Annotated in this window: 22 protein-coding genes and 5 pseudogenes; 16 read left to right on the top strand and 11 right to left on the bottom strand. The window is 56.4% G+C overall.

The window, feature by feature from the left end:
* Positions 1 to 14: 14 nt before the first annotated feature.
* From B4967_RS14845 to B4967_RS14835, 3 genes are read left to right on the top strand one after another with little or no spacing between them, the layout of a single operon-like run.
* Positions 15 to 1,280, top strand: a complete 1,266-nt coding sequence (locus tag B4967_RS14845) for an aminotransferase class V-fold PLP-dependent enzyme (protein ID WP_083026059.1) — start codon at positions 15 to 17, stop codon at positions 1,278 to 1,280.
* A gap of 8 nt (positions 1,281 to 1,288) precedes the next feature.
* Positions 1,289 to 1,858 carry a putative Fe-S cluster assembly protein SufT gene (gene sufT / locus B4967_RS14840; RefSeq protein WP_083026057.1) on the top strand — a complete coding sequence of 190 codons (570 nt, stop codon included), beginning with the start codon at positions 1,289 to 1,291 and terminating at the stop codon, positions 1,856 to 1,858.
* Between the two features lie 18 nt (positions 1,859 to 1,876).
* Positions 1,877 to 2,665, top strand: coding sequence for a SanA/YdcF family protein (locus tag B4967_RS14835; RefSeq protein ID WP_083026056.1), 789 nt, complete (start codon positions 1,877 to 1,879; stop codon positions 2,663 to 2,665).
* Between the two features lie 21 nt (positions 2,666 to 2,686).
* Here B4967_RS14835 and B4967_RS14830 read toward each other — a convergent pair whose 3' ends face one another.
* From B4967_RS14830 to B4967_RS14815, 4 genes and pseudogenes are all read right to left on the bottom strand, one after another.
* A complete protein-coding gene (locus B4967_RS14830; protein ID WP_044629760.1) occupies positions 2,687 to 3,133 on the bottom strand; it encodes a hypothetical protein in 447 nt (148 codons plus the stop codon).
* An 88-nt stretch (positions 3,134 to 3,221) separates the two neighbouring features.
* Positions 3,222 to 4,130, bottom strand: a pseudogene (gene rimK, locus B4967_RS14825) (30S ribosomal protein S6--L-glutamate ligase).
* Positions 4,131 to 4,170: 40 nt separating this feature from the next.
* On the bottom strand, positions 4,171 to 4,611 hold the full coding sequence (locus B4967_RS14820) for an ATP-dependent zinc protease family protein (RefSeq protein ID WP_044629758.1): 441 nt from the start codon (positions 4,609 to 4,611) through the stop codon (positions 4,171 to 4,173).
* Between the two features lie 52 nt (positions 4,612 to 4,663).
* Positions 4,664 to 5,716 (bottom strand): DUF3549 family protein, encoded by a 1,053-nt coding sequence (locus tag B4967_RS14815; protein WP_083026054.1) that lies wholly within the window; start codon positions 5,714 to 5,716, stop codon positions 4,664 to 4,666.
* A 285-nt stretch (positions 5,717 to 6,001) separates the two neighbouring features.
* Here B4967_RS14815 and B4967_RS14810 point away from each other — a divergent pair, with 285 nt between their 5' ends.
* Complete coding sequence (locus B4967_RS14810) at positions 6,002 to 6,334, top strand: YqcC family protein (protein WP_083026052.1); 333 nt, start codon at positions 6,002 to 6,004, stop codon at positions 6,332 to 6,334.
* Between the two features lie 88 nt (positions 6,335 to 6,422).
* Here the strand turns inward: B4967_RS14810 and B4967_RS14805 are convergent, their stop codons facing one another.
* The 6 genes from B4967_RS14805 to B4967_RS14780 form a co-directional block, all read right to left on the bottom strand.
* The gene (locus B4967_RS14805) at positions 6,423 to 7,049 is read right to left on the bottom strand and encodes an OmpW/AlkL family protein (protein WP_083026050.1); all 627 of its coding nucleotides are present in this window, start codon (positions 7,047 to 7,049) and stop codon (positions 6,423 to 6,425) included.
* A gap of 239 nt (positions 7,050 to 7,288) precedes the next feature.
* Complete coding sequence (gene putP / locus B4967_RS14800) at positions 7,289 to 8,779, bottom strand: sodium/proline symporter PutP (protein ID WP_083026048.1); 1,491 nt, start codon at positions 8,777 to 8,779, stop codon at positions 7,289 to 7,291.
* A 299-nt stretch (positions 8,780 to 9,078) separates the two neighbouring features.
* Positions 9,079 to 12,270, bottom strand: coding sequence for a bifunctional proline dehydrogenase/L-glutamate gamma-semialdehyde dehydrogenase PutA (gene putA, locus B4967_RS14795; protein ID WP_083026046.1), 3,192 nt, complete (start codon positions 12,268 to 12,270; stop codon positions 9,079 to 9,081).
* A 259-nt stretch (positions 12,271 to 12,529) separates the two neighbouring features.
* Positions 12,530 to 13,393: an AraC family transcriptional regulator gene (locus B4967_RS14790; RefSeq protein WP_083026044.1), complete on the bottom strand. Its 864-nt coding sequence runs from the start codon at positions 13,391 to 13,393 to the stop codon at positions 12,530 to 12,532.
* A 27-nt stretch (positions 13,394 to 13,420) separates the two neighbouring features.
* A complete protein-coding gene (locus tag B4967_RS14785) occupies positions 13,421 to 13,783 on the bottom strand; it encodes a hypothetical protein (protein ID WP_083026042.1) in 363 nt (120 codons plus the stop codon).
* Positions 13,784 to 14,053: 270 nt separating this feature from the next.
* A complete protein-coding gene (locus B4967_RS14780; protein WP_083026040.1) occupies positions 14,054 to 14,461 on the bottom strand; it encodes a CBS domain-containing protein in 408 nt (135 codons plus the stop codon).
* A 145-nt stretch (positions 14,462 to 14,606) separates the two neighbouring features.
* On the opposite strand from B4967_RS14780, the gene B4967_RS14775 reads away from it, so the two are divergent.
* From B4967_RS14775 to B4967_RS14740, 8 genes and pseudogenes are all read left to right on the top strand, one after another.
* On the top strand, positions 14,607 to 15,131 hold the full coding sequence (locus B4967_RS14775) for a YqaE/Pmp3 family membrane protein (RefSeq protein ID WP_083026038.1): 525 nt from the start codon (positions 14,607 to 14,609) through the stop codon (positions 15,129 to 15,131).
* A gap of 86 nt (positions 15,132 to 15,217) precedes the next feature.
* Positions 15,218 to 16,088: pseudogene (locus B4967_RS14770) on the top strand (carboxylate/amino acid/amine transporter).
* 112 nt (positions 16,089 to 16,200) lie between these two features.
* Complete coding sequence (locus B4967_RS14765; protein WP_083026036.1) at positions 16,201 to 17,133, top strand: NAD(+) kinase; 933 nt, start codon at positions 16,201 to 16,203, stop codon at positions 17,131 to 17,133.
* 1 nt (position 17,134) lies between these two features.
* Complete coding sequence (locus tag B4967_RS14760) at positions 17,135 to 18,121, top strand: metallophosphoesterase (RefSeq protein ID WP_058578319.1); 987 nt, start codon at positions 17,135 to 17,137, stop codon at positions 18,119 to 18,121.
* A 201-nt stretch (positions 18,122 to 18,322) separates the two neighbouring features.
* Positions 18,323 to 19,171: pseudogene (locus tag B4967_RS14755) on the top strand (rhomboid family intramembrane serine protease).
* A 41-nt stretch (positions 19,172 to 19,212) separates the two neighbouring features.
* A complete protein-coding gene (locus tag B4967_RS14750) occupies positions 19,213 to 19,497 on the top strand; it encodes a YeaC family protein (protein ID WP_083026035.1) in 285 nt (94 codons plus the stop codon).
* Positions 19,481 to 20,342: pseudogene (locus tag B4967_RS14745) on the top strand (DUF2797 domain-containing protein). Before B4967_RS14750 ends, B4967_RS14745 begins: the two are co-directional and overlap by 17 nt.
* A 92-nt stretch (positions 20,343 to 20,434) precedes the next feature.
* Positions 20,435 to 20,860, top strand: a complete 426-nt coding sequence (locus B4967_RS14740; protein ID WP_058578323.1) for a CopD family protein — start codon at positions 20,435 to 20,437, stop codon at positions 20,858 to 20,860.
* Between the two features lie 49 nt (positions 20,861 to 20,909).
* On the opposite strand, the gene B4967_RS14735 is transcribed toward B4967_RS14740, so the two are convergent.
* The gene (locus B4967_RS14735) at positions 20,910 to 21,368 is read right to left on the bottom strand and encodes a DUF2231 domain-containing protein (RefSeq protein ID WP_058578324.1); all 459 of its coding nucleotides are present in this window, start codon (positions 21,366 to 21,368) and stop codon (positions 20,910 to 20,912) included.
* Positions 21,369 to 21,436: 68 nt separating this feature from the next.
* Here B4967_RS14735 and coxB point away from each other — a divergent pair, with 68 nt between their 5' ends.
* From coxB to B4967_RS21420, 4 genes and pseudogenes are all read left to right on the top strand, one after another.
* Positions 21,437 to 22,501, top strand: coding sequence for a cytochrome c oxidase subunit II (coxB, locus tag B4967_RS14730; RefSeq protein WP_083026033.1), 1,065 nt, complete (start codon positions 21,437 to 21,439; stop codon positions 22,499 to 22,501).
* Positions 22,498 to 25,020: pseudogene (ctaD, locus tag B4967_RS14725) on the top strand (cytochrome c oxidase subunit I). Before coxB ends, ctaD begins: the two are co-directional and overlap by 4 nt.
* 4 nt (positions 25,021 to 25,024) lie before the next feature.
* Complete coding sequence (locus tag B4967_RS14720) at positions 25,025 to 25,369, top strand: hypothetical protein (RefSeq protein ID WP_083026031.1); 345 nt, start codon at positions 25,025 to 25,027, stop codon at positions 25,367 to 25,369.
* Between the two features lie 56 nt (positions 25,370 to 25,425).
* Positions 25,426 to 25,527, top strand: coding sequence for a heavy-metal-associated domain-containing protein (locus B4967_RS21420; protein WP_422821861.1), 102 nt, complete (start codon positions 25,426 to 25,428; stop codon positions 25,525 to 25,527).
* Positions 25,528 to 25,556: the final 29 nt, after the last annotated feature.

The raw sequence follows: 25,556 nt of genomic DNA, 5'->3' as shown, positions 1-25,556 counted from the left end.
TCAAGGAGTCATCAATGCCCCATAGCGTGATTGAGAAGCCTACCGAGCGCAGCGTTGCGGCCTATGACGTTGAAGCGCTGCGCCGCGACTTCCCGATTTTGAATCGTGAGGTTCACGGCAAGCCGCTGGTGTATTTGGATAATGCCGCCACCAGCCAAACACCGCAGCAGGTGATTGAGGTATTTAGCGATTACTACTCGCGCTACAACGCCAACATTCACCGCGGCTTGCATACGCTCGCCGATGAAGCGACGGCAGCTTTTGAGGCTACGCGTCATCGTGTTAAAGCGTTTCTCAATGCCGAAGATGCCCGCCAAATCATCTTCACGCGGGGCACCACTGAAGCGATCAATTTAGTGGCCCAAAGCTGGGGCCGCAGCCAGCTGAACGCCGGGGACGAAGTGCTGATCTCGATGTTGGAGCACCACTCCAATATCGTGCCCTGGCAACTGCTGGCGGCGGAGCGCGGCTTCACCATCAAGGTCATCCCAGTGGATGCGCACGGGGCGCTCGATATGCAGGCGTATCGAGAGCTCTTGAGTGAGCGCACGAAACTGGTGGCGGTGAATCACGTCTCTAACGCGCTGGGTACGATTAACCCCGTGAAAGAGATGGCAGCGCTGGCGCATCAACATGGGGCGCTCATCTTGGTGGATGGCGCCCAAGCGACGGCGCATCAGCAGGTGGACGTTCAATCCATCGATGCGGATTTCTATGCGTTTTCAGGCCATAAAGTGTACGGCCCAACGGGTGTTGGCGTGCTATATGGCAAGCAGGCGTTGTTAGAGGCCATGCCGCCTTGGCAGGGTGGCGGTGAAATGATCAAAACCGTTTCCTTTGATGCAGGTACCCCCTTTGCGGATATGACGCATAAATTGGAAGCGGGTACCCCCGCCATTGCCGAAGTGATTGCGCTTGGCCGTGCGCTTGAGTGGATGGAAGGCGTTGGCGTTGAGGCGATTGGCGCGTGGGAAGCCGTGCTGCTTAACCGTGCGACTCAGGCGTTGAGTGGCATTGAGGGCCTGCGGATATTAGGCACTGCGCCGCATAAAGCGGGCGTGCTCTCCTTCGTTGTTGAAGGCGCTCACTCGCAGGATATTGGTCTGCTGATTGACCAGCTGGGTGTAGCAATTCGTACCGGGCACCACTGCGCCCAGCCGCTGCTGCATCACTTTGGCGTTGAGGCGACCTGTCGTGCATCGTTTGCTGCGTACAATACCCTCGATGAAGTAGACACGTTTGTGGCAGCGCTCAACCGTGTGATTGGAATGGTACGCTAAGGACATCTATGGATATCGAGCAAATTGCGAGTCTTGAGCGCGGTCAAAAACTCCCGCTCCAGCGGGATGTAGAGGCTATCGCGATTCCGTTCGGCAAAACGGACACGCTGGCGGAAGACAGTATTGTCAGCGTAATGCAAGCCAAAGGTAGCTCGGTGAGTGTTGGTTTTGAAGGCCGCTTGTATCTCATTGAAGGGCGTAACCTTGATGCGCTGGGGCTTGAGTCGCTGCCACGTCCGACACTGTCAGAAAGTGCTACCGATGAAGAGATTGAGCAGTTTGTCTGGGATCAGCTGCGCACCTGCTTTGACCCGGAAATTCCGGTGAATATTGTCGATCTAGGGCTGGTGTACGGCTGTCGGATCGAGCGCTTGATTAGTGGCGAGCGGATGGTCACTATCCGTATGACGCTGACCGCGCCAGGCTGTGGTATGGGCGATGTGATTGCGGCCGATGCGCGCAATAAAATTTTGGGGGCACCGCAAATCAATAAGGTGCATACCGAAATTGTCTTTAGCCCACCCTGGAGTCGTGACATGATGAGCGACGAAGCCAAGCTTGAGCTCGGCATGTTCTAACTCCTGCTGGGGAGCTGGATGCACAGCCTGTTTTTACGTTGGATAAAGCGTTTTCTAATGTCGCTAGGAGCCTTGCTGCTGCTGGCGACATTGCTGTTTATAGCCGGTAATTTATGGGTACTTGCAAGTACCGCACGCTATATCGACGGTCATTTAGAGCAGTGCCAACCCACAGACGTGGCGATTGTCTTTGGCACCTCCCACTGGACTCGTAGTGGGCTACGTAACCCGCATTTTCATGCCCGCATGCGAACGTATGCACGCCTTATCGCTGACCAGCGTGTTCAGCACCTGCTCATCTCTGGCGATAATCGCACCCAAGCCTATAATGAGCCGCGTGCCATGTGGCGCGATCTGTATCGCCGAGGGGTGCCTGCGGAGCAACTGACAATGGATTTCGCTGGCTTCAGCACCTATGACACGATGGTGCGGGCGCGGGATGTGTTTCAGCTTAAAGAGGCGCTGCTGGTTACCCAAAGCTGGCATTTGCATCGGGCGATTTTTATTGGTCGGGGGCTGGGGATGAACGTGACAGGTTGTATTGCGGAAGAGCAGCCTGCGGCAGATGAGTGGCGGTTAAAAATGCGGGAATGGGTAGCGCGAATTGCTACTCTGGGAGATCTCTACTTATGGCAGAGGGGGGCCTACTTTTTCGGCCCCGCAGAGCCTATCGAGCTTCATCGCCAGGAGGGTGGCGATAAAAGTAGAGAAGAGAGTAGGGAAAACACGCCTGAGGCGACCGTCAATATCAACGCCGCTCTCTTTTTTCAGCAGTCGCTGCAGGCTGATACAGTCCCTGAGCATTAAAGCCGAGTTAACGCCGCAAAGTTAGCGGCGAGTATTACGTTTTTGCAGGTTGTATAGCTCGCGAATCAGCTTACGGCATCCCCGCATGCACTCATCCACTACCGGCTCGATAGGGTCGGGTAGGGGGTGGGTAAACAAGGTTGAGAGGGCCTGCATCAGTACACGCTCTTGTTCCAACAGCTCATTGATCAAGACTTGGCTATCGTTGCCAACGAAGCTCTTTAAACGGCTCCAGAGCCATAAAAAGTCATCACGCTCAACGTCAGCATCCCGAGGCAGCATTTTTAAGTGCGCGCGGGCAAGTTCCTGCAGCTTACGCATCTGCTTGAGTCGCTCAGTATAGTGCGGCTTCAGTGCATCGCGCAGCGAGGGGCGCAGGCGTTCGATATTGTCCTGGAAATAATCAATGCTATCGGCCAGCGCTTCCAGCACGCTGTCCATCGCCACTTGGCGATTGTCGAGAAACATGAGCGTCTACCTCCTTCGGTGACGCAGATTGTGGGGGTGACAGCGTTGATTTGCCACCCCTAATGCGGATTATTTTTGTATTTACCCGTTAGCCTTTAGGCTTGGGCGGCGCTTTACGCGCAGGCACGGCGTTCTTTTCAATATGCTCAATGATCATGCCAGCGATATCTTTACCGGTAGCGCTCTCGATGCCCTGCAAACCTGGTGAAGAGTTGACCTCCATAATCACCGGGCCGTGGTTAGAGCGCAGCAAGTCCACCCCTGCTACCCGTAGTCCCATGGATTTGGCGGCGCGAATCGCGGTTGAGCGCTCTTCCGGGGTGATGCGGATCACACTGGCAGCGCCGCCACGGTGAAGATTGGAGCGGAACTCGCCGTCGGCGGCCTGACGTTTCATGGAGGCCACGACCTTATCGCCAATCACGACACTGCCGATATCTGCACCGCGCGCTTCTTTGATGTACTACTGAACCATGATGTTGGCCTTCATGCCCATAAAGGCTTGAATCACAGACTCTGCGGCTTGGTTGGTTTCAGCCAATACCACACCAATACCCTAGGTGCCTTCTAGCAGTTTAATCACCAGTGGTGCGCCTTTCACCATGGTGATCAGGTCGGGAATATCGTCCGGCGAGTGGGCAAAGCCGGTAATCGGCAGGCCTAATCCCTTGCGCGACAGCAGCTGCAGCGAGCGCAGCTTATCCCGAGAGCGGGTAATCGCGACCGAATCGTTAATCACGTAGGTGCCCATCATTTCAAACTGGCGCAGTACCGCACAGCCGTAGAAAGTCACCGAGGCGCCAATACGCGGAATCACCGCATCAAACGGCTCAATCTCTGCGCCTTTATAGTGAATAGAAGGGTGGTGCGAGGCGATGCTCATGTAGCAGCGCAGGGTATCGACCACGCGGGCGGTATGGCCGCGCTGTTCGGCGGCTTCCACCAGTCGGCGCGTAGAGTAAAGGTTACGGTTACGGGAAAGCAGGGCAATATGCATGCAGGGCTCCGGGCCAAAAAGGGTCGTTGTTTAGATGTGTTTAAGGCTCGCCGTGCAAAAATGCAGCGCCGGGGGCTACCAGTAGGCGGCGCATAGCGCGCCTGCCAAGCAGCATCGCGTGGCGCATATTGCTACGGTCAGTCAGGGTTAATTCAACCGGAAAGTTCAGTTCACCCAGTTGCATTGGGGTGCGAATGACATAACGCCACTCGCTGTGCCCATTTGAGCTGGTGACGCGACGACGGTCGTGCAAATGCAGGCGGTAGCGGTGAGCAGGTGTCTCTGGCCCACCACTATGGGTAATAAAGCTTACCCATAACTGTCCATCAGCATCTTCATGGGTTTCAATTTCTTCGGCGTGCAGCGCCGACGTGCGTGCGCCTGTATCGGCTTTGCAGCAAAGGTGAAGCCCTAGTTCAGGTAACGTCACCATTTCACGGCGGCCGATGACCGCTTTGGCCTGATAGGGTAATTCCTTCACAGCGCACTCCTGACGATATAAGAGAAACAAGACATAGTGATGACGCTTCCTGCTAGCCTTTTTGGGAAGACTGCATGGCCGACAAGCGCGATTGGATCGCTGAGCCGACAGGGGCGTCGCGCAAGGTCAGCATAACGGGCAAACGCAATCGAGGAATCAGGGCAATATCCTTTACAACGGCCGCAAAGTGGCTGCGCTCATCTTCTGCTAAACGCTGTAAGAATAGCGGTAAGCGCTTGGCATCTTCCAGTAATGGCCAACCGCGACCGGCGATGGCGGCCACTAGATCGGGCCCGCAGGCGGCACTATCGCTCAATAGGCTGGTATACCAGTCTCCCGCATAAGCAGGTGTTGAGCTGCCCACGCTACGTACGCAGGCGCAGAGCGTTTCTAGGTCGCCGCTGCTGGCGGCCTGCTCGCCCTGGTTACGTAATGCTTCTACCAGAGCTTGAGGAAGCGCTTGGTGCTCAAGGCAGTAGCAGAGCGAGTGAAGAACGCTGGTCGGCAGGTCAGCAATGCGCAGTGCCAGCGCGTCGGCTGTCGGTGTGTCCAAACGCACGACGTAATCCGCAATGCCTTGTAAGCCTAATGCTTGCCAGTCAATTGCCTGCTGGCCGCTTAAATAGGCTTCTACAGGCTCTAGGTGCTGGCTGGCAGGTAGGGCGCTGGCATAGGTGGCCCGGGCATTGAGCATAGCCTGAAAGGTGATATCAGGCGTAAAGGCCAGGGGATTATCCTTCATTAAATGGTCTACGTCTGCTGATTCTGCAGCGTCGAGCACATTCGGGTCAGAAGCAGCGGCATTGCGACCCAGGGTTTCCAGCAGGCGGTTAATAAAGCCATCGCGCTGAGCGGGCGACAACATACCCTGTTCATCTAGCGGCAGCGCTAGAAACCAGATAGCAGGCTCCTCCATCGCTCCTAGGCGAAAGACAATGGCCAAGCGCGCCTGACCCTGCCAAGGCTCTGGCCAAGCTTGCTCAGCATTTTCAAACGCGCGCAGGGTTTCCCTGGAGCAGGTAGTCACTCTGCGCCCCATATGGTAAAGCGACACCTCAGCGCCACTGCGTGTAAAAAATTCATCAAGGGTGTTAATTGGCTGCATGACATCCTTCCGCATTTCAAGCCTGCACTCTACCTTGCTGCCTTGCCACTGTCGGCCGCAAACGCTGATTAATCCGTGCTTTATTGTCTAAGTGGTTAAAAATTGAGCAACTTTGCGTAAGCCGCGTGAGACTAGCGGTGGCGACACCTTTCCATAGTTTATCCACAGCCTCTTGCAGGTTTTCTGTGAATCGGTGAATAACTCCATTGAGCACGCCTTTGAGTGGCAACTTACCCACAGAGTTGGGATAATGAACGCTAAATATGACCAACCCATAAGGTGTTTATGAGCGTCCATCAACAGCTTCAAACCGCGCTTCTTGAGCTTGAAGCCGCCATGAAGGCCGCTAATCTGTGGCGCACGCCCACCCCAGATGCGGCCGCTTTTGCCAGTCAGCAGCCTTTTTGTATTGATACCATGTCGCTGCCCCAGTGGGTGCGCTATGTCTTTGTTGCCCGCTTAAATGCGCTCATTGATGCCGGGGCTGCCATGCCCGCCAAGTGTGAAGTCGCTCCAGCAGTGGCGGCGTATTTAATGCAGGAGAAGGAAAGAGCAAGCGATCAGCTATTGGTAGTGAAAGCGGAGGAGCGTGTCGACAAGCTGGTCACAGAGAGTTAACCACGCGAGTAAGCCAGACCAAATAGCAATGCCCAGAGCGCAAAGCTATGGGCATTTTCTACGTGTTAGCGAAGGTGGGAGCTAGAAGCTAGAAGCGGTAGCTCAAGCCTGCCATGACCACCATGGGATCAATCTCGACGGTGCCCGCACCTGCGCCATTAATAGAGGCGTCGGTGTCGATGTCTAAGTACCAGGCAGCAGCGTTGAGTGCCCAGTGGTCATCAATGAGCAGATCAACACCCACTTGAGCGGCCGCGCCCCATGAGTCGTCTAGCTCAAGCTCGCCAATGGCGAGGCTCTCATCGGAGAAGCGCGTGTAGTTAATACCCGCACCCACGTAGGGCTGTACTTGAGAGTCGCTACCACCCAGTGGGTAATACTGTAGCGTTAGAGTGGGCGGCAGGTGCTTTGTTGATGCTAGGTTGTCACCGTTGAGTTCAATGTCATGCTCGAAAGGGAGCGCAGCCAGCAGCTCCACGCCCATCTTGTCGTGGAAACGGTAGCCCAGGGTGAAAGCGAAGTCGGTTTTATCCTGAACATCGACCGCGAAGGCACCACCTGCGAGCGAGCCGTTGTCGCTTTTCGGCGCGACGTTGGCAACGCCAACGCGGGTAAAGAAATCGCCAGCGCCATAGGCAACGGCTTGGCTGCTAACTGCTAAGGTGGCAGCGGCAAGCCCAGTGGCGAGTAGGGTAGGCAGTGATAAATGGCGCATAGCGTCGCTCCTGACCGATAACATGATGGGTGAGTGGTTTAAAGTTGTCGTAAACCAGACAGCAAGTGTATCGAGCCAACGAGGGAGCGTTATTGACCTAGGGCAAACAGCTGTGAACTGATAAGTTCAGCGCCTAGCAAGGTAAATATCTGAAGGGGGAGGGGGCTAAAAAAGAGGAGGCTTAACGGGTTAGCTTCAACCCGTTAAGCCTTAGGCTAATTAAGCGACGTTACGCTCGTTTAGCGTTCAATATGCTGATACTCGCCAGCATCGGCGGTCATGCTGCCTACTGCCAGGATGGCAATGAAAGAAGCGATAAAGCCCGGGATGATCTCGTAAACGCCAGGGCGACCCATGAAGGAGCCGTTCCAGCCCAGCGCAATCCAGATCATAACCGTGGCAGCACCCACCACCATACCGGCGATAGCACCTGCGCCGTTTGTACGCGACCACATCAGCGACAGGATAATCAGCGGGCCAAAGGCGGCACCAAAACCTGCCCAAGCGTTACTCACCAGCCCCAGCACTTGCGAGTTCGGGTCAGAGGCAATCACGGCTGCGATCAGACCCACTAGCACAACACTGACACGACCTACGGCTACACACTCTTTGTCTGTAGCTTCTTTACGCAGGAACAGGCGATAGAAGTCCGCGGTCAGTGATGAAGATGACACCAGCAGCTGGCTAGAAATAGTACTCATAACGGCAGCAAGCAGGGCCGCGTAGAGGAAGCCGGTGATCAGCGGATGGAACAGCAACTCAGCCAGGATGATAAAGATCGTTTCCGGGTCTTGGACTTCCATCCCATTGCGAACCGCATAGGCGCGACCAAAGATGCCGAGAGAGACCGCACCGATCAGGGAAATAGCCATCCAGCTCATGCCGATGTTGCGGGCAATCGGAACATCTTTCAGCGTACGGATAGCCATAAAGCGCACGATAATATGCGGCTGACCAAAATAGCCCAGGCCCCAGGTAACGGCAGAGAGCCAACCAATGAACGTCAACCCTTCAGTCCACGACAGCAGCGTGGGATCAACTTCATTGAGGGTCTGTGAGGCTTGAGTAAAGCCACCACCGCCTTCACCAAACAGTACTACTGCAGGCATGATGACCAAAGCCAGCATCATGATGCAGCCTTGCACAAAGTCCGTCATGCTCACGGCCAAAAAGCCGCCAACCACGGTGTAGGCCAGCACCACCCCCAGCGTGATTACCACACCCACCGCGTAGTCGCTCATACCGCCGATGTTGATAACGCCAGCAAAGGCGCTCTCAAACAGCTTACCGCCTGCGACCAAGCCAGAAGCAGTGTAAACGGCGAAGAAAATCACGATGACGATAGCGGAGACCGTTCTCAGCGACAGCGCCCGAGTGGGGAAACGGTTGGCTAGGAAGGCTGGAATGGTAATCGCGTTACCATAGTGAACTGTCTGTTCACGAAGGCGCGGCGCGACCAGAATCCAGTTAAAGAGTGCGCCCACAAATAGGCCAATCCCGATCCAGGCCGAACCCAAGCCAGAGACGAACATCGCCCCTGGTAAACCCAGTAGCAGCCAGCCGCTCATATCCGACGCGCCAGCCGACAGGGCGGCTACTTTAGGGCTGAGGGTACGGCCACCCAACATGTAATCCTCAGACGTAGATGTCGATTTGCGCATAGCATAAACGCCGATGGCAATCATGAGCGCAAAGTAGGCAAAAAGGCTGACCCAAACGCCAATATCCATAAAATATCTCCAATTCATCAGGACGGAGCTAGCTCCGACAGGTGCCTGCGCCGACCAAGTAACGTTGGCCGCCGCGCAGTCTTGTTGTTGTTAACCCCTTTTCGTACTCAAGTCGCTGACCCTAGCGAGTAACCGCTAGGGATGTCATTAGAGAGGTTATGGCTACGTTTATGTGCAATGTTCCCTATGCCCAGCACACGGCCTGGAGGGGCCACGAATGTGAAGGCAATCGCTCTATTATTGTCAACCATGAGACGGTTCCTTTTCAGGAGTTCAGGTTAGTAGTATTGATGAGCCGTTCACTCATCGCCTAGCGCCAGAAGCGACGCGTTGCCACCCAGGGCGGCGGTGTTATTAGTAATCGTTTTTTCGGTCACAAAGCGCTGCAAATAGTGCGGCCCGCCTGCTTTAGGGCCAGTACCTGACAGCCCTTGGCCACCAAACGGCTGAACACCAACAACAGCGCCGATGATATTACGGTTGATGTACACATTGCCTACCCGAATTTTCTGCGCTATTTCAGCGGCAAAGGATTCGTTACGGCTATGCACCCCAAAGGTCAGTCCATAACCCCGGCCGTTAATGTCATTGATGACCTTATCAAGCTCGCGTGCTTTGAAGCGCACAATGTGAAGCACCGGGCCAAACTGCTCGCGCGTCAGGGCATCAATACTGTCAATGGTAAAGGCGACCGGCGGTACAAAGGTGCCGTGCTGGGTGTGCTCGGCAGACATCGGTGTTTCGGCTACTAAGCGGTTCTCGCCTTTGAGCTTCTCGATGTGCTCCATCAAGCCTTTACGGGCGTCTTCATCAATGACCGGGCCGACATCGGTACCCAGGTCACGAGGGTCGCCAATGCGCAGTTCGCTCATTGCCCCCTTGAGGATTTCGATAACGCGGTCAGCAACGTCTTCCTGAAGGTAAAGCACCCGCAGGGCCGAGCAGCGCTGGCCAGCACTCTGGAAGGCAGACTGAATCACATCCACTACGACCTGCTCAGGCGGGGCAGTGGAATCAACAATCATTGCGTTCATACCGCCGGTTTCAGCGATCAGCGTGGGTAGCGGCGCGTTATCACGAGCGGCGAGAGCACGGTTGATAATCTGTGCTGTGTCGGTACCGCCGGTAAACACTACGCCGGTAATGCGCGGGTCAGAGGTCAGCACACTGCCTACGGTAGGGCCGTCACCCGGCAGCAGCTGCACCACATCACGGGGCATGCCCGCTTCGTATAGCAGCTCGATAACGCGGTTAGCGACAATCGAGGTTTGCTCGGCGGGTTTCGCCAGAACAGTGTTGCCTGCGACCGCAGCGGCAACGATTTGCCCGCAGAAGATGGCTACCGGGAAGTTCCAAGGGCTAATGGCGGCAAAAACACCTTTACCACCCATCATCAAGCGGTTGGATTCACCGGTGGGGCCAGGCAGCTCGATGGGCTCGCCAAACGACTCTTCAGCGCGCATGGCGTAGTAACGGCAGAAATCAACCGCTTCTTTGATTTCATCGACGCCGTCAGTGAGCAGCTTGCCGCCTTCACGGGAGCAGAGCGCCATCAGCTCGGCCATGTGTTCTTCCATCAGGTCGCCCAGCCGACGCACAATCGCTGCGCGCTCGGCTACGGGAGTCGCGTCCCAGCGCGGGAAGGCTTCCCAGGCAGCGTCGAGGGCTTTCGCTGCCTGCTCTTTGCTGGTCCACTGCACGCTGCCGACGGTTTGGCGGCGGTCGAAAGGCGAAGTGACGCTATGGGTATTGGCGCTATCGTCGGCCACATCAAACGCTAGCAGCGGCTTGGTGGGGTACTGCTTATCCATGAACGTCGCCATTTTCTCCATCAGCGGGTAGTAGTGGCTACGGATGTTTAAGTTGACCCCACGGGAGTTGCGGCGCTTCGGGCCGTAGATGTCTTTTGGCAGCGGGATGCGCTTGTTGTAGAAGGTTTTTTGCTGGCGCAGTGTTTCGATAGGGTGCTGGCACAGCGACTCCACCGGCACGTCCGGGTCGACAATCTGGTGAACGAACGACGAGTTGGCACCGTTTTCCAACAGGCGGCGCACTAGGTAGGGCAGCAGGTCTTTATGGGCACCGACCGGCGCGTAAATGCGGCAGTAGGTGCCTTTAGGCGCACGCTCAAGGGCCGCATCATAAAGTGCTTCGCCCATGCCATGCAGGCGCTGGAATTCAAACGGCCGGCTGTCGTGGTTCGCCAGCTCCAGAATGGTGGTCACGGTGTGGGCGTTGTGCGTCGCAAACTGAGGGAAGATGCGGCCACGGGTGTCGTCAGACAGTAGGAACTGCGCGCAGGCCAAGTAGGCCACATCGGTACACGCCTTGCGGGTATAGACCGGGTAGCCATCGATACCAAGCTGCTGAGACTCTTTGATTTCGCTATCCCAATAAGCACCTTTTACTAGGCGTAGCGGAATTTCATCGCCCTGCTCATCCGCCAAGCGGTTGATGTAGTGCAGCACTGGCAGCGCACGCTTTGAGTATGCCTGAACCACTAGGCCAAAGTGGCCCCAGCCTTTGACGGCGTCGCTCTGGTAAATCGCGCGGAAGACTTCCAGAGAAAGCTCCAGACGGTCGACTTCTTCAGCGTCAATGGTCACAGCCACATCCAGCTCGCGCGCTTTGGTGACCAGTTGAATGACGGTATCTACCAGCTCGGCCAGTACCTGTTCGCGGCGGTCAAACTCATAGCGGGGGTGCAGGGCAGAGAGTTTGATGGAGACCGATGGTGCCGGGGTTTTGTCGCCCAGAGATTTGCACGCTTTGCCCACTTGCTCAATGGCACGGGCGTAGTCGTCAAAGTAGCGTTTGACATCGTCGCGGGTGCGTGCGGCTTCACCCAGCATGTCGTAAGAGTAGGTGTAGCCTTTATTGAATAGCGGCTTAGAGCGTTTCAGGGCTTCGTTAATATCGCGGCCAAGCACGAACTGTTTGCCCATGATTTTCATCGCTTCCATCATCGCCCGGCGAATCACCGGCTCGCCCACTTTATTAACCATGCGGTTAATAAAGTGGGCGGGCTGGCCCTCTTTCGGGTGGTCCAGCTTCAGCACGCGGCCGGTCATTAACAGGCCCCAGGTCGAGGCGTTAACCATCCACGACTCGCTCTTGCCTACATGGGAATGCCAAACCGCTGGGCCTAGCTTGTCTTCGATCAGCGCATCTGCGGTGGCTTTATCTGGAATACGCAGCATCGCTTCCGCCAGGCACATCAGCATCAGGCCTTCATGGGTATCCAGGCTGTACTGTTGAAGCAGCTCGTCGATAGTATCAACGGCGGTATCCATGTTGCGTACGTCGCGCACCAGCGCTGCCGTGTTGGCCTCAATGCGCGAAAAATCGTCTTGGTCGGCGTTCAGCAGTTTAATCAGCTCGCTGACGTAGGCATCTTCATCGACGATATAGTGTTCGCTGACACGCTGCATTAGCGTATCAAGGTCGGTTTGCCAGGTGGCAGGGTCACGCATTTTTTTAGCAGTGAGGATTGAGGCACCCGTAAGACAGGTCTGAAACGAACAGCTTGAACGAATAGCTGTGTCAGCTAGCGTTTAAAAAGTGATGGCAGGGCAGATGCCCAGACTGACGTTCGAATGTAGAGCTAGCCGTCGTTAGGTGTATGTCGTTTTCGTGGCAAAACGTGTCAATTTCACGGCAAGCTGTGCCTATTTACGACTTTAGTAGAGTTGGGTGCGGCTCGCTAGCGGCAAACAACGCGACTTTTTTACTACACCCACCAACGTAATATCAGCGAGACGAGAGCACGCCTGCCCCTGCGGGGGTGGCTGAGGATGATAACGCCGTTGAATGAGCCGTGGAACGATTGTTGGTATCTAAGGAGGGGCTGGCAAAGCCTTGGCGTAGCTGGCGCGGCGAGGCTCCGTAGCTGCGGCGAAACGCGTGGGAAAGTGCGCTCTGGTTGGCAAACCCTGTTTGTATGGCGATATCGGTAAGTGGCAAACGACTTTGCATGACCAACTGGCGCGCCGCGTGAAGCCGCTGCCGTCGTACATACTGCCAGGGGGAGAGGCCGGTTTGGACGCGAAAACGCTCAGAAAAATGTGCTTCGCTAAGGCAGGCGAGCTTGGCCAGGTCGGCCACCCGCAGTTCATCGGCTAAGTGACGGCAGATAAACCGGTCAATCTGGTTAAGGTCAATGCGTCGCTGGGCAGCGCTCCCTGAGGCACCTAGGCGGGCTTTTAGCGAGCCTAACAGCGTGGCCGCTAGGCGGTCTTGCTGAAACGAGGTGGCAGAGTTGTCTAATCCTCGGGCCAGTTCGCTGTCGACAAAGGTAAGATAGAGGCGCAGCGGGCTGTCTAAGGCAAAAAAGCGCGGCGCATCAAATAGCGCCACCAATTCACGGTGCTCACCCGTCAAAGCGGGAGCATCTTCTGGTAAATCTAGAATCAACTGACGATTATGGCCGTTGCCAGAATAGTAGTGCTCGTGGTTAGCAGGCACGATGCAGCCGGAAAAAGCGTTTACACGGCCACCCAACCCCTCGATTTCAAATTCAGAAGAGCCACATAGCGTGATCACTATCTGATGGAAGTCATGGGAGTGATGCTTCGTCGCCGTTTCCAGGGGTATTTGACGAATGGTACTCGGCATACGGTTCTCCTCGTCGCTGCTGCTCTATTAGTAGCGCTGACGAAGCGCTGTATGTGCCGCTACATGATCACGTAATGCTTTTAGCTCCGCGTAACCCTCTTGGTTGAGGAGCGGCTTGCCCTGAGCAATCTGCCAGCGTCGCCCGTGTGTATCCATTAGGTGTGAGGCACGGCGGCGAACGTTGTCTAAATACTCATCATGGCGGATAGGGTAGCCAATCAGAGCATTCCACTCGGTCTCGCTGACCTTGCTCTCCAGCGCCTTATCAAACAGCGCGATCAGATCCTTGGGCTCGGTGCGGTAGCGAGGCGTTCCTGCGTTCATCAGCACCAGCAACACAGCCCCCATTACCAGTAAACAAACGCCAAACACCAGTAAGTAAAGTGCCATGCATAGCTCCTGGCCACATCAGGATAGACGCCAGCTTATGCGCCCAGTTGAGAATAGCCACCTAGTATACGCCTGCGCCTGCTGAGACGAAAATTTTAACCTTTTGCGAACTTTTTCTCTGCAGGGTGTCTGAGTGTGTACAGACAACATCGCGATAGCAGTCGCTAATAGTGTTGTTCTGGCTATTGTTTTCGATCCCTTGCTTCCGCTGCTTGTTTCAAGCAGCGGTTTTTTTTGTCTGCGAGTTAACCGGTAGCGAAAACGCCATGGCTAGTGGCGGCGAATAGTCAGTAGTGCCATCAGAATATCCCGCCGGGTGACGATGCCGATTAACCGTTGCTGCTCAACGACCGGATAAATCTTAGGCTTGGCGCCCAGCATTTCTTGCGCCAAGTCAGTAATGCTTTTATTCGGAGAAGTAGTGAGCACGTCTTGGCGCATCAACTCTCTGACCAGTGGTGCTTCGTCATCGTGGTAGATGCTGTCCAGCACGCGGCCTAAAACATCCTGCTCAGAGATAAAGCCGATTAAGCGGTCAGCCGTATCCACCACCGGGGCGCCCGGCAAACGGTGCAGGGCAAGCCCTTGGGCAAGGGTAGTGATAGACGTTTCTCCAGAGACGCGGTAGCAGTCGCGGGACATAATATCGCGTACGGTATCCGGGATTTTTTTATTCATTGGAGCACTCCTTAACGTGATCGACAGGCCACTGCCGATTCTCTTACTGTAGGTGATTTAACTCACCCTGTGCTGCCCCCATACTGTCTCTATTCAACGCTTTGCCAATTTTTCAAGTCCGCTTCAAATGCTGTGAGGAGTCGTTATGGATGCTCGTGAATATCTGAACCGTAAAGGCGTTGGCCTAGATCGAGACCCTGACAGGCCCAATACGCTGGAAGAGAAAGCCTGGGAGCGTGCCCGTGGCGCAGGCAGTCATCGGCCCAAGTCGGGAACACCCTACGACTGGGAAGATTGGGAGCGCTACCACGACGACTTGGCAGAGGGCGCAGACACCCTAGAGCAAAAAATAGATAAAGAGGCGCACCGTAAAGCGCTTGCCCATGAAAAGGAGCAGGCCGAGAAAGCACAAGCGGCCGTTGGGCACTTTACCCCCTCAGCGAAGCCTATAGCCCCTGAAGAAAAAGCTTCACCAGAACCACCCGCCACACCCGCGAAAGAACCTGCCAACTTACAGCTAGCTTATCGCGCCCTGGCCGTGCTGCTACCGCCCTTAGCCGTTGGTTTAACCGAAGGCGGGGCCCAGCGTGTGTTAATCAGTGTCGTGCTGACGCTAATAGGTTGGTTGCCCGGTGTTGTCTATGCACTTGTTTGGCTGAATAAACGGTAAAAACCGCCTTACGCTTTTGGCCCATTGGCAGGGGATTCTAAAGGCGTATAATCCCCGTCAACTTTCTTCTTGTTTGAGGTTTACTGATGGGCTATTTGGTTGGCGTAACGGCGCTCTGGGCGTTTTCGTTCTCTTTAATTGGTGTGTATTTGGCGGGTCAGGTTGATAGCTACTTTGCCGTGCTGGTCCGCGTGACCCTAGCAATGCTGGTGTTCCTACCTTTTCTGCGCCCAAGCCTGCTGCGCGGTAAGCAGCGCTTGGCATTGATGGCGCTGGGCGCGATTCAGTTAGGCATCATGTACACCTTCTTTTATCACTCCTTCTTGCTACTCTCCGTGCCTGAGGTGCTGCTGTTTACCATCTTTACGCCGGTGTATATCGCGTTGTTGGATGACCTGATGTTCAAACGCTTTACGCCGATCTATTTGGTAACAGCTATTTTGGCAGTACTAGGCGCCGGGGTGATTCGTTACGACGGCATCGACAGCGGCTTCTGGCTCGGCTTTTTGGTCGTGCAGGGCGCTAACCTATGTTTCGCCATCGGCCAAGTCGGTTACCGCCGCCTAGCGGCAGACCTACCGCCCACTCTTGCTTGGCATAACGTGTTTGGCTGGTTCTTTATCGGGGCTATGCTGGTAGCGCTGCCTGCCTTCTTGCTGTTTGGTAATAGCGCCGCGCTGCCATCCACCACTCTGCAGTGGGGCGTATTGGCGTGGTTGGGGCTGGTGGCATCGGGCGTTGGCTATTTTGCCTGGAACCAAGGTGCAACCAAGGTAGATGCGGGCACCCTGGCGATTATGAACAATGCGCTGGTGCCGGCTGGTTTGGTCGTTAACCTGGTGATTTGGAACCGCGATGCTGATGTGGGCAAGCTGCTTTTGGGGGCGGCGATCATGGGCGCTTCGCTGTGGCTAAACCCACTGGTGGCTGCAGCGCCGCAAGGTGGCGGCTGCCTAAGCTAAACCGCTGATTTTTCCCGGTGCGCAAGGCGTACCTCTGGCGCACCGGGTGATTTGCTCGATACTGCCTTCCTCTCCATAATGTGGGCTGATGCTAGCGAGAGTCGCCCATGTCTAATACCACATCGTCAGGTTCCAACCCCGGTAGCCTTAGTCATCCAGTGAAGCCGTTCAAGACGATTGGCTTGATTGGCCGCTTAGGCAGCGACAAAGTTGTCGACTCCCTTCAACGCTTGGTCCGTTACTTAACGGAACATGACTATAAGGTACTCATCGAAGCCCGCACCGCCACGGCGCTGCCCCAACACGGCTTACCTGAAGCTAGCCGCCGCATGTTGGGTGAACTGTGCGATTTAGTGATTGTGGTGGGCGGCGATGGCAGCTTGTTAGGCGCTGCACGCACCCTGTGCCGCAGTGGTACGCTCATTTTAGGCGTTAACCGTGGGCGGCTTGGCTTCCTCACGGATATTTCTCCCGATGAGGTAGAGACCCGGGTAGGCGAAGTGCTGGCGGGGGAGTTTGGGGGTGAAGAGCGCTTCTTGCTGGATGCCGTGCTCTACCGCAATGGGGTCGCCGTAGGAAATGGCGACGCGCTTAACGAAGTTGTGGTGCACCCCGGTAAAGCGGTCCGCATGATTGAGTTTGAACTGTTTATCGATGGGCAGTTTGTCTACAGCCAGCGCAGCGATGGGTTGATTGTCGCCACTCCAACCGGCTCTACCGCCTATGCGCTTTCCGGTGGTGGGCCGATTATGCACCCGAAGTTGGATGTGGTGACGCTGGTGCCGATGTTCCCGCACACGCTCTCCAGTCGGCCCATTGTGATTGATGCGGCCAGCGAAATACGCATTCATATTGGCGAAACCAATCAGACCTACCCCCATATTAGCTGCGACGGGCAAACCCGCGCGGTGGCCAAGCCTGACGATGTCTTGGTTATCACCCGTAAGCCGGAGCGCGTTCAATTAGTGCATCCCATTGGGCACAACTTCTATGACGTGCTGCGCAGTAAACTCGGCTGGAGCCACCGGCTAGGGGATTAATATGGAGGGTTACGACTTAATTGGTGATATCCACGGCTGCGGTGCCACGCTAGCGGCACTGCTGGAAAAGCTTGGCTACCACCAGCGCGGCGGTGTTTATCGCCACCCGCGGCGCAAAGTGATTTTTTTAGGCGACCTGATTGATCGCGGGCCGCGTATTCGCTTGGCAGTGACCATTGCACGGCGCATGGTAGAGGCGGGCGAAGCGCATATTGTGATGGGCAATCACGAGTATAACGCGTTGGCCTATACCCATCCCGCGCCCTCTGGCAGCCACAAGCGCTGGCTGCGCGAACATACCCCGCGCCACAACCGCATTATTCAAGACACTCTTGATCAGTATCGCCACCATACCAACGAGTGGGAAGACACGCTGGCCTGGTTCAAAACCATTCCGCTGTTTCTAGAGCTAGACGGTATTCGCGTGGTACACGCGTGTTGGGATGATGCGCTGATCAGCGAGCTCAAGCAGCGCTTACCGACTGCCAGAATGGATGATCAGTTTCTGGTAGAGTCCAACGACCCAGGCTCCCAGGCGTATCGAATCCTTGATCGTCTTACCCGTGGCCCCCATATCCGGTTACCAAAAGGTGTCGCGATTCACTCGGGGGACGGTTTTACCCGACAAAGCTTTCGCGCCCACTTTTGGGCAGCTAACCCGCAGCAGTGGGGAGATGTGGTATTTCAGCCAGATAACCTGCCCGGCGATTTGGAAGCGCGACCACTCACCGACAGTGAGCGAGAGCGGCTAAGTTATTACGGCCCAGAGCAGCCGCCGCTATTTATTGGCCACTACTGGTGCGAAGGAATTCCCGCTCTGCCTGCCGCAAATATCGCTTGCCTGGATTATAGCGCCGTAAAGTTTGGCCGTTTGGTTGCCTATCGTTGGAGCGGTGAAACCCAGTTGAACGCTGATCATTTCGTATGGATTCAAGTACCTAAAGAGGAGCGTGCGCTGCCCAAACCCTGGGAAATAGATTTTGATTAAGCGTGCTGTGGATGATTTACACATGGTTACATAATTTTTGCAAAACTGCTGAACTAACCTAGCTGCCGGTTATCAGAGTAAGTGTTCCCTTGAATGATCCCTTGCTTTTATCCGGCGGCCCCCTCCGCCGGATTTTTTTTGTTTATCCGTTGGTAAAACGGCGCTTAAGCGCGACAACTACTTGGTTATAAGGGAGATGCCATGCATCCAGTCATGCTCTTACCCACGGGCGCAGACACACAGACACTGCGCAAAGCGTTGTGGCACTACCGTATTGGCCATCGGATCACCGACGAAGCGGACGGCCAACTGCTCTGGGTGGCCGACCCCCGCCAGCACGACGAACTGCGCGCCCTGGTAGGCCGTTGGGAGCGTGGCGAACCGCTGATCGTGGATAATGCTCACCCACCACGTTCCCGCAGCGCCCACAGTATTATCGCTATTCTGCGCCAGGTGCCAGTCACGGCGTTGATGATAGGAGCGAGCCTGCTGGTATTTGCCCTAAGCGGCATTTTTGGCGACCTACTGATTGTGGCGCTCACCATTGTGCCGGTGGGTATCTCCGGCGGCCAGTTGGTGTATGGGTCGCTAGCAGACACCGTGATTGGTGGGCAGCTGGCGTTTGCTATCTCCCGCATTTCTGCACTTTGGCTGGATGCACCTGATTTTCAACCTGATGTGTGTGTGGTACTTCGGGCGGCAAATTGAGCTGCGCCAAGGCAGTAAAAGATGCTCCTCCTGCTTTTAGTGGCGGGCATTGGGGCTAACGTCGCCCAATACGTGACCGGAACGGTACTGTTCGGTGGTATGTCCGGCGTGGTGTATGCACTGCTGGCCCATGTGTGGCTGATGTCTCGCCGCGCCCCGCAAAGCGGTTTCTTTGTGCCGCAAATGTTGGTGGTGTTTATGCTCGGCTGGATGGTGTTCACCATGACCGATATTGCCGGTACCGTCGGCTTTGGCAACGTGGCCAATGAAGCTCACTTGGGCGGGCTGCTCGTGGGGCTCGCCACGGGCTGGTATTATTCCTCCAAACGTAGCAAAGCCTAACGCCGCCAATTTGAAAGCAGCAAATACTTGAGGTGCTAACCGTGAGCGATATGACCTTCGATAAAATGATCAACCAGATGACGCCTGCGATTTATGAAAGCCTTAAGCAAGGGGTGTCGCTACGCAAATGGCCTGACGGCCGCCGCTTAACGCCGGAGCAAACCGAGCTGTGTTTGGAAGCTGTCATGCGTTATGAAGTTGAAAACAATGTACCGGAAGAGAATCGCGTAGGTTATTTGGAGCGGCGTACCTGTGGGGCGGGTGCTACCGGCGCAGGCGTTAGCCCAGAAATGGCGGGCCTTGGCCGGGATGCCACGCGTGACTGATTTGTTAATTCCCGAGGGCTCTCCCGTTAAAGGGTGTCTGCAAAAAATGGCGGCGGCGCTGCCTAGCCGTCAAGACGAGCAAGTGGTTTACCATCTGCGCGCTGGTGAGCATCGGGTGGCGTTGAATGAGCGTATTGGCTCCCCCATGCGCCTTGCATGGAGCGGTGCTATTGCCTGTACCCACTGCGGTCGGGCAACTAAAAAAAGCTTTGCACAAGGCTACTGCTCCCCTTGCTTTAAGCGCTTGGCGCAGTGCGATACCTGCATCATGAAACCGGAAACCTGCCACTACCATCAGGGCACCTGCCGCGAGCCGGAGTGGGGTGAGGCGCACTGCTTTCAGCCCCACATCGTCTATCTGGCTAACTCTTCCGGCTTGAAGGTAGCATACTCGCAAAACACAAATGCCCACCCGTTGGTTGGATCAAGGCGCTATTCAGGCGTTACCGATTCTCGAAGTGAACACTCGCCAGCAGTCCGGGTTCGTCGAGATGCTCTTCAAAGAGCAGGTGGCCGACCGCACTAACTGGCGTGCCATGTTAAAAGGTGAGGTAGAACCACTCGATCTGCGCGCTGAGCGTGACCGGTTGTTGAACACATTGGCAGATGGTTTAGGCCAGCTACGCAGTGTTCACGGCGAAGACGCCATTCGCACGTTGGATGAGGCTCCTTTGCAGTTCGACTATCCCGTGGCTGTGTTTCCCCGCAAAGTAGTCTCTCATAATTTTGATAAGCAGCCGCTGGTTGAAGGCATCCTTCAGGGCGTGAAAGGGCAGTACCTCATGTTCGACACGGGTGTGATAAATCTACGTAAATTCACAGGTTATGAAATTTCGGTGGAGTAAAACTTGGCGTTTCGCCTAGCCAGAGTGGCATCGGTTGACTAAGGTTATGAGGGTCACAATAGACTCTGCCCTCGTCACGCAAGGAAGCCTCGATGCCATGGCTAAAACTGCTGCACATCGCCGCGCTGGTCATTTGGTGCGGCGCACTTCTCTATTTGCCTGCGCTTTTATTGCAAGCGCTGCAGCTACGTAAAGACGCTGGCTTCGCCCAGGGCACACCGCCCATGCCGCGGTTTTTTTATAATTCCATTGCCACACCTGCGGCACTCGCTGCGATTGCCTCTGGCACACTGCTATTTCTCCTGCATGGCCTGTTAGGCGGCTGGTTGATACTGAAACTGGGGGCAGTGGTGCTGATGGTTGCCGCTCACGGCTGCTTTGGCTGGCTCATCCTGCGCCTTGAGAAGGGGATTTTTAAAGGGGTGAAGACGGCCAGCTTGTGTGCGCTGCTGTTGGCGCTGGTAGGCATCTTTGGGGTGCTAGGGTTTGTGCTCTCTAAACCGCTGGAGTGGAGCTAGCTCAATGGCCAATGTCCAATTACGGGCTGCCATTGAGCCGCTCGGGTTACTATTCTACTTCAACGCCCACCGCGTGCTCGTACACCAGTTGGCCACCGAGCCACCCGGCCAGCGCAATCAAACCGGCCGTTACCAGCGAGATGGCCAACCCCCACGGCAGCACCGCACTGGGCTCAGTGAAACGCAGCAGCCAATTCAGCGACGCCAGAGAGAGCATGACTACGGCCACAATCGCGTGACTCCAGCCGGTAATCAAACGGCGGATGCGCGCTACCGACACCAAGTCAATGATGCCTGCCACCGAAGCAATCCAACCGCCAAACGCGCCAACACCCGCCAGCCAAAGCCCGCCGCGCAGCCAGAATGCATCCTGGGTATACCAGTAGGCAATATCGCAAGCGACCAGTGCCATCAGGGCCGCCACCGGGAAGTGAATCATCACCGGGTGAAGCGGATGCCCCGCCAGCGATGCGCGGCTTTTGATCGAGCGTTGGGGAGTAGGTGTCATCGTCACTTCCTGTGGTTAGACAAAGCGAAACAGTCGGATAGATCAACTGCACTTCAGGGAAAACGCTAATGAGGGAACGCAATAGCGCTACGTCCGCCATCATGTCGTGTTTAGCATCGCGACGAGCCCGTCAAGCCGCCTGCTGGCTAGGGCTTAGCCTGCTACTCAGTGTCGCGGGCTGTACTGGCGACAGATCTATCTTAGCCCTTGCGGGGCCCGCCGCGCGAGACGTTCGGTTAATTTGGTGGGTAATGCTGGGCTTTGCCACCATCGTGCTGGTCGGTGTCACCGTGGTTTGGCTGTACGCCTTCAAACCGCGCAACGTAGAGCGCACGCCTGCCCAAGAGCGACGCATTGCCCGCCGCTGGATTATTGGTGGAGGCCTTGTGTTGCCGATCACCAGTGTGACTGCACTGCTGATGTTTGGGGTGCCTGCCGGGCAGCGCATGCTGCCGCTCCCGCTAGGCGAGCCGCCTGAAGTGATTGAAGTGATCGGCCACCAATGGTGGTGGGAGGTGCGCTACCCAGGCGCCGAAGGCGGCGAAGTCGTCACCGCTAACCAGCTCGTCATGCCCGCAGGGGAGCCGGTGGATTTCCATGTGAGCGGCGCAGATGTCATTCACGCGTTTTGGGTGCCGCGCCTAGGCGGCAAAATCGACATGCTGCCAGGAAGGGTGAATAAAATCCGCTTGGAAGCTGATGAGCCCGCCGTGTTTGGTGCCCAGTGTGCCGAGCTGTGCGGGGTGGGCCATGCCCATATGCATTTGTATGTCGAAGCCGTGCCGCGTGAAGCATTCGATGCATGGCTGGCAGCTCGCCAAGACGCAGAACTAAACGAGTTAGCGACCCAAGATTCAGCCCACGATAGCGCAAGAGAGGCCTTTACGACCCACTGCGCGAGCTGCCATCAAGTGGCTGGCGTCAGCCAGGGCGATGTAGGGCCGAACCTCTCGGATGTCGGTAGCCGCAGGATGCTGGGTGCCGGTGTGATGGCCCTGGAAGAGGGCGCGGTGAGCCAGTGGCTGCAGCAGCACCAAACGCTGAAGCCGGGCAATAAAATGCCTGCCCACGACGATATTGATACGGACACCTTGGATGCCCTGGGTGCTTGGCTGGAGACCTTGACCCCATGAAGAGCGTGAATCAAGAGGCGGTAGAGCAGGACCCGCAGCAACTACACGAAGACCTACATGACATTTGGGGCAACCCGAAAGGGCTAAAGGCCCTCACCATCGTGAACCATACGACGCTAGGTCTGCGTTTTATGATCACTGGGATGGTGTTTTTCCTGATTGGCGGCATTCTTGCCATGCTGGTGCGTACCCAGCTAGCGATGCCCGACCAGGACTTTATGTCGCCGGAGATCTAGAACCAAGTCACCACCATGCACGGCACGGTGATGATGTTTCTGTTCGCCATTCCCATGCTGGAGGGGCTGGCGATTTACCTGATCCCTAAAATGATTGGTGCCCGTGACTTGGTGTGCCCGCGGCTAACCTCATTGGGCTATTTCTGCTACCTGTTTGGCGGGATCATCCTCACCTCCAGCCTAATTATTGAGATGGCGCCTTCAAGCGGCTGGTTTATGTACACGCCGCTGAGCAGTAAAGAGTTTGCCCCCGATTTGGGCTCCGATTTTTGGCTGCTGGGCATCACCTTTGTGGAGATATCAGCGCTCTCGGCGGGGGTGGAGCTGGTGGTGTCTATCTTACGCACCCGCACCCAGGGCATGGCGTGCATAAGATGCCGCTGTTTGCGTGGTATATCCTCGCCATGGCGCTAATGATCGTGGTGGGCTTCCCGCCGCTGATACTCGGCAGCGTGCTGCTGGAGCTTGAGCGAGCAGTCGGCATGCCGTTTTTCCAAATTGTGGGCGGCGGCGACCCGGTGCTCTGGCAGCACCTGTTCTGGCTGTTTGGCCACCCAGAGGTGTACATCATCTTCCTGCCTGCCGCCGGTATTGTCTCTACCCTGATCCCGGTATTTGCCGGGCGGCCCATTGTGGGGTACGGCTGGGTAGTGGCAGCGATCACCATTATGGGCTTTATCAGCTTTGGGCCGTGGGCTCACCACATGTTCCATTGCCATTCCGCAGCTGGCCCAGGCGTTTTTCTCGGCAGCCAGTATGTTAGTGGCCGTGCCCACGGCGATTCAGGTGTTTGTCTGGCTCGCCACGCTCTGGCTTGGCAAACCCAAAATGAAGCTGCCCATGCTGTGGGTGATGGGCTTTTTGATCATCTTTGTGTGCGGCGGGTTAACCGGCGTCATGCTGGCGCTGGTGCCGTTTAATTGGCAGGTGCACGACACCCACTTTGTGGTGGCGCACATGCACTATGTGCTGGTGGGCGGCATGTTCTTCCCGCTGATCGCGGGGCTTTACTACTGGTTGCCGCTCTTCTCCGGGCGAATGCCCTCCGAGAACCTGGGGCGCTGGGGCTTCTGGCTGACCTTCCTGGGCTTTAATGGCACCTTCTTAATCATGCACTGGACCGGGCTGCTTGGCATGCCCCGGCGGATTTACACCTATGAAGCGGGCTCAGGTTGGGAGATTTTTAACCTGCTCTCGTCGATCAGTAGCTTTGTGCTCTCGGCAGGGATTGCCATGGTGCTGCTGGATATCGCGCTGCACTTTCGGTTTGGCAAGCCCGCCAAGCATAACCCCTGGAATGCCGATACGCTGGAGTGGGCCAACACCATGCCGCCCAGCGCCTATAACTTTGTGAGCCTCCCCAGTGTGGAAACCCGCCACCCGCTGTGGGATGACCCGAACTTACCGCATACCATGGCCGAGGGTAAGCACTCGCTGGCGGTGGCCTCACACGGCAGGCGTGAAATGTGGGGCACCGACCCGATTACGGGCAAGGTGCGCGAGATTATTCACCTGCCCGGTAACTCCTGGTGGCCGCTGTTTGCCGCTGCCGCGCTGGCGGTGGTGTGCCTGAGCCTGCTGACCAAGGTGTACGCGTTGGCAGGCGTATTCGTCATTATTGCCGGTATCTTTCTGCTGCGCTGGTCGTGGGAGAACGGCGCGCATCCTAAAGCGGCACCGGACGCAGGCGTAAAACCGGGCGTTCCACCGCTCCATTCGCGTACGATGGACGGCCCCGGCCTTTGGGCGATGGGTGTTTTTCTGATCGCCAACGGATCGTTTTATCTCTCTTACCTGTTTGGCTGGTTCTACCTCTGGACCGTTTCACCCGAATGGCAGATGCCAGAGACGCCGCCGCTATCACTCATGCTTATGTTGGCGGCGGGCGTGGCGGTGCTGGCCGGATGTGTGGTGATGGAGCGGCTGGTACGAGGGTTGCGCCAGCAGCGTGACGCCGGGTTAGGCGCAGGCTTCTATTTAGCCGCTGCGTTAGGTGCACTGCAAGTGGGGCTAACGGGCTGGGCGCTGTGGCAAGCCGAACTTGCCCCCACGCAAACCTCCCACGATGCGGTGATGCTGGTCGGCCTTGTCTACGCCCTGTTCCACGGCGGTTTAGCGGTCGTCTTGGCCGTGCTTCAAGGCCTGCGTGTGGGCTATGGCTATGTGGGCGCTCATGCTCCCTTCGAGCCGGGCGTAGTAGCCCTGCTATGGCGCTATAACGTGGTCACCTTTGGACTATTAATTGCAGCGCTAGCGGTGCTGCCCCGCGTGTTAGGAGGGTAGGGCGATGGAACGACTTCACTTTACTCATCCTATCCATTTAGTAGTGGGGCTAACGCTCTGGAGCGTTTGGTTTGTGGCCGTGTATAGCGGCCTGTCAGTGGCCTGTGCGGTGGCTCCACCGCCGCCGGAGGCAAGATCACTCACGCTACTCAACGCAGCCCTGGGCGGTTTTACCCTTCTCTGTGCTGCTGGGCTTGTGCTGTTGGCGTGGGGGTGCTGCCGCACAGCCAAGCAGCACCAGGGGCGTCAGCGCTTTCATGCCGTGGTATCCGGTTGGCTCTACTTGTTTTCTGCTTTCGGCGTGGCGTTTGCGGGGCTACCCATCATTGGCGTGCCGCCTTGTCTGTAACCGTGAACACAGACTCGCCTGCTAATGACGACGCACCGCTCTATACGCTTCATGGCATGTGGTGCACTAGCTGTGCGCTGGCGGTAGAGGGCGCGCTAGCTCGCGTACCGGGCGTCGCGCAGGCCAGCGTTCATTCCCTACCGCAACGGTATGGGTAAACGGCTCTCCCTCAGCAACCCAGTTGGCG

Origin of the sequence: Vreelandella lionensis, assembly GCF_002087295.1 — a bacterium.
Taxonomy (GTDB): Bacteria; Pseudomonadota; Gammaproteobacteria; order Pseudomonadales; family Halomonadaceae; genus Vreelandella; species Vreelandella lionensis.
This window is presented reverse-complemented; position numbering and strand designations above follow the sequence as displayed.

What these genes read in the sequence shown, in the direction of transcription:
- B4967_RS14845 (WP_083026059.1), top strand. Translation starts at nt 15, where the DNA reads ATGCCCCATAGCGTGATTGAGAAGCCTACCGAGCGCAGCGTTGCGGCC.
- sufT (WP_083026057.1), top strand. Translation starts at nt 1,289, where the DNA reads ATGGATATCGAGCAAATTGCGAGTCTTGAGCGCGGTCAAAAACTCCCG.
- B4967_RS14835 (WP_083026056.1), top strand. Translation starts at nt 1,877, where the DNA reads ATGCACAGCCTGTTTTTACGTTGGATAAAGCGTTTTCTAATGTCGCTA.
- B4967_RS14830 (WP_044629760.1), bottom strand. Translation starts at nt 3,133, where the DNA reads ATGTTTCTCGACAATCGCCAAGTGGCGATGGACAGCGTGCTGGAAGCG.
- B4967_RS14815 (WP_083026054.1), bottom strand. Translation starts at nt 5,716, where the DNA reads ATGCAGCCAATTAACACCCTTGATGAATTTTTTACACGCAGTGGCGCT.
- B4967_RS14810 (WP_083026052.1), top strand. Translation starts at nt 6,002, where the DNA reads ATGAGCGTCCATCAACAGCTTCAAACCGCGCTTCTTGAGCTTGAAGCC.
- B4967_RS14805 (WP_083026050.1), bottom strand. Translation starts at nt 7,049, where the DNA reads ATGCGCCATTTATCACTGCCTACCCTACTCGCCACTGGGCTTGCCGCT.
- putP (WP_083026048.1), bottom strand. Translation starts at nt 8,779, where the DNA reads ATGGATATTGGCGTTTGGGTCAGCCTTTTTGCCTACTTTGCGCTCATG.
- B4967_RS14790 (WP_083026044.1), bottom strand. Translation starts at nt 13,393, where the DNA reads ATGCCGAGTACCATTCGTCAAATACCCCTGGAAACGGCGACGAAGCAT.
- B4967_RS14785 (WP_083026042.1), bottom strand. Translation starts at nt 13,783, where the DNA reads ATGGCACTTTACTTACTGGTGTTTGGCGTTTGTTTACTGGTAATGGGG.
- B4967_RS14780 (WP_083026040.1), bottom strand. Translation starts at nt 14,461, where the DNA reads ATGAATAAAAAAATCCCGGATACCGTACGCGATATTATGTCCCGCGAC.
- B4967_RS14775 (WP_083026038.1), top strand. Translation starts at nt 14,607, where the DNA reads ATGGATGCTCGTGAATATCTGAACCGTAAAGGCGTTGGCCTAGATCGA.
- B4967_RS14765 (WP_083026036.1), top strand. Translation starts at nt 16,201, where the DNA reads ATGTCTAATACCACATCGTCAGGTTCCAACCCCGGTAGCCTTAGTCAT.
- B4967_RS14760 (WP_058578319.1), top strand. Translation starts at nt 17,135, where the DNA reads ATGGAGGGTTACGACTTAATTGGTGATATCCACGGCTGCGGTGCCACG.
- B4967_RS14740 (WP_058578323.1), top strand. Translation starts at nt 20,435, where the DNA reads ATGCCATGGCTAAAACTGCTGCACATCGCCGCGCTGGTCATTTGGTGC.
- B4967_RS14735 (WP_058578324.1), bottom strand. Translation starts at nt 21,368, where the DNA reads ATGACACCTACTCCCCAACGCTCGATCAAAAGCCGCGCATCGCTGGCG.
- coxB (WP_083026033.1), top strand. Translation starts at nt 21,437, where the DNA reads ATGAGGGAACGCAATAGCGCTACGTCCGCCATCATGTCGTGTTTAGCA.
- B4967_RS14720 (WP_083026031.1), top strand. Translation starts at nt 25,025, where the DNA reads ATGGAACGACTTCACTTTACTCATCCTATCCATTTAGTAGTGGGGCTA.
- B4967_RS21420 (WP_422821861.1), top strand. Translation starts at nt 25,426, where the DNA reads ATGTGGTGCACTAGCTGTGCGCTGGCGGTAGAGGGCGCGCTAGCTCGC.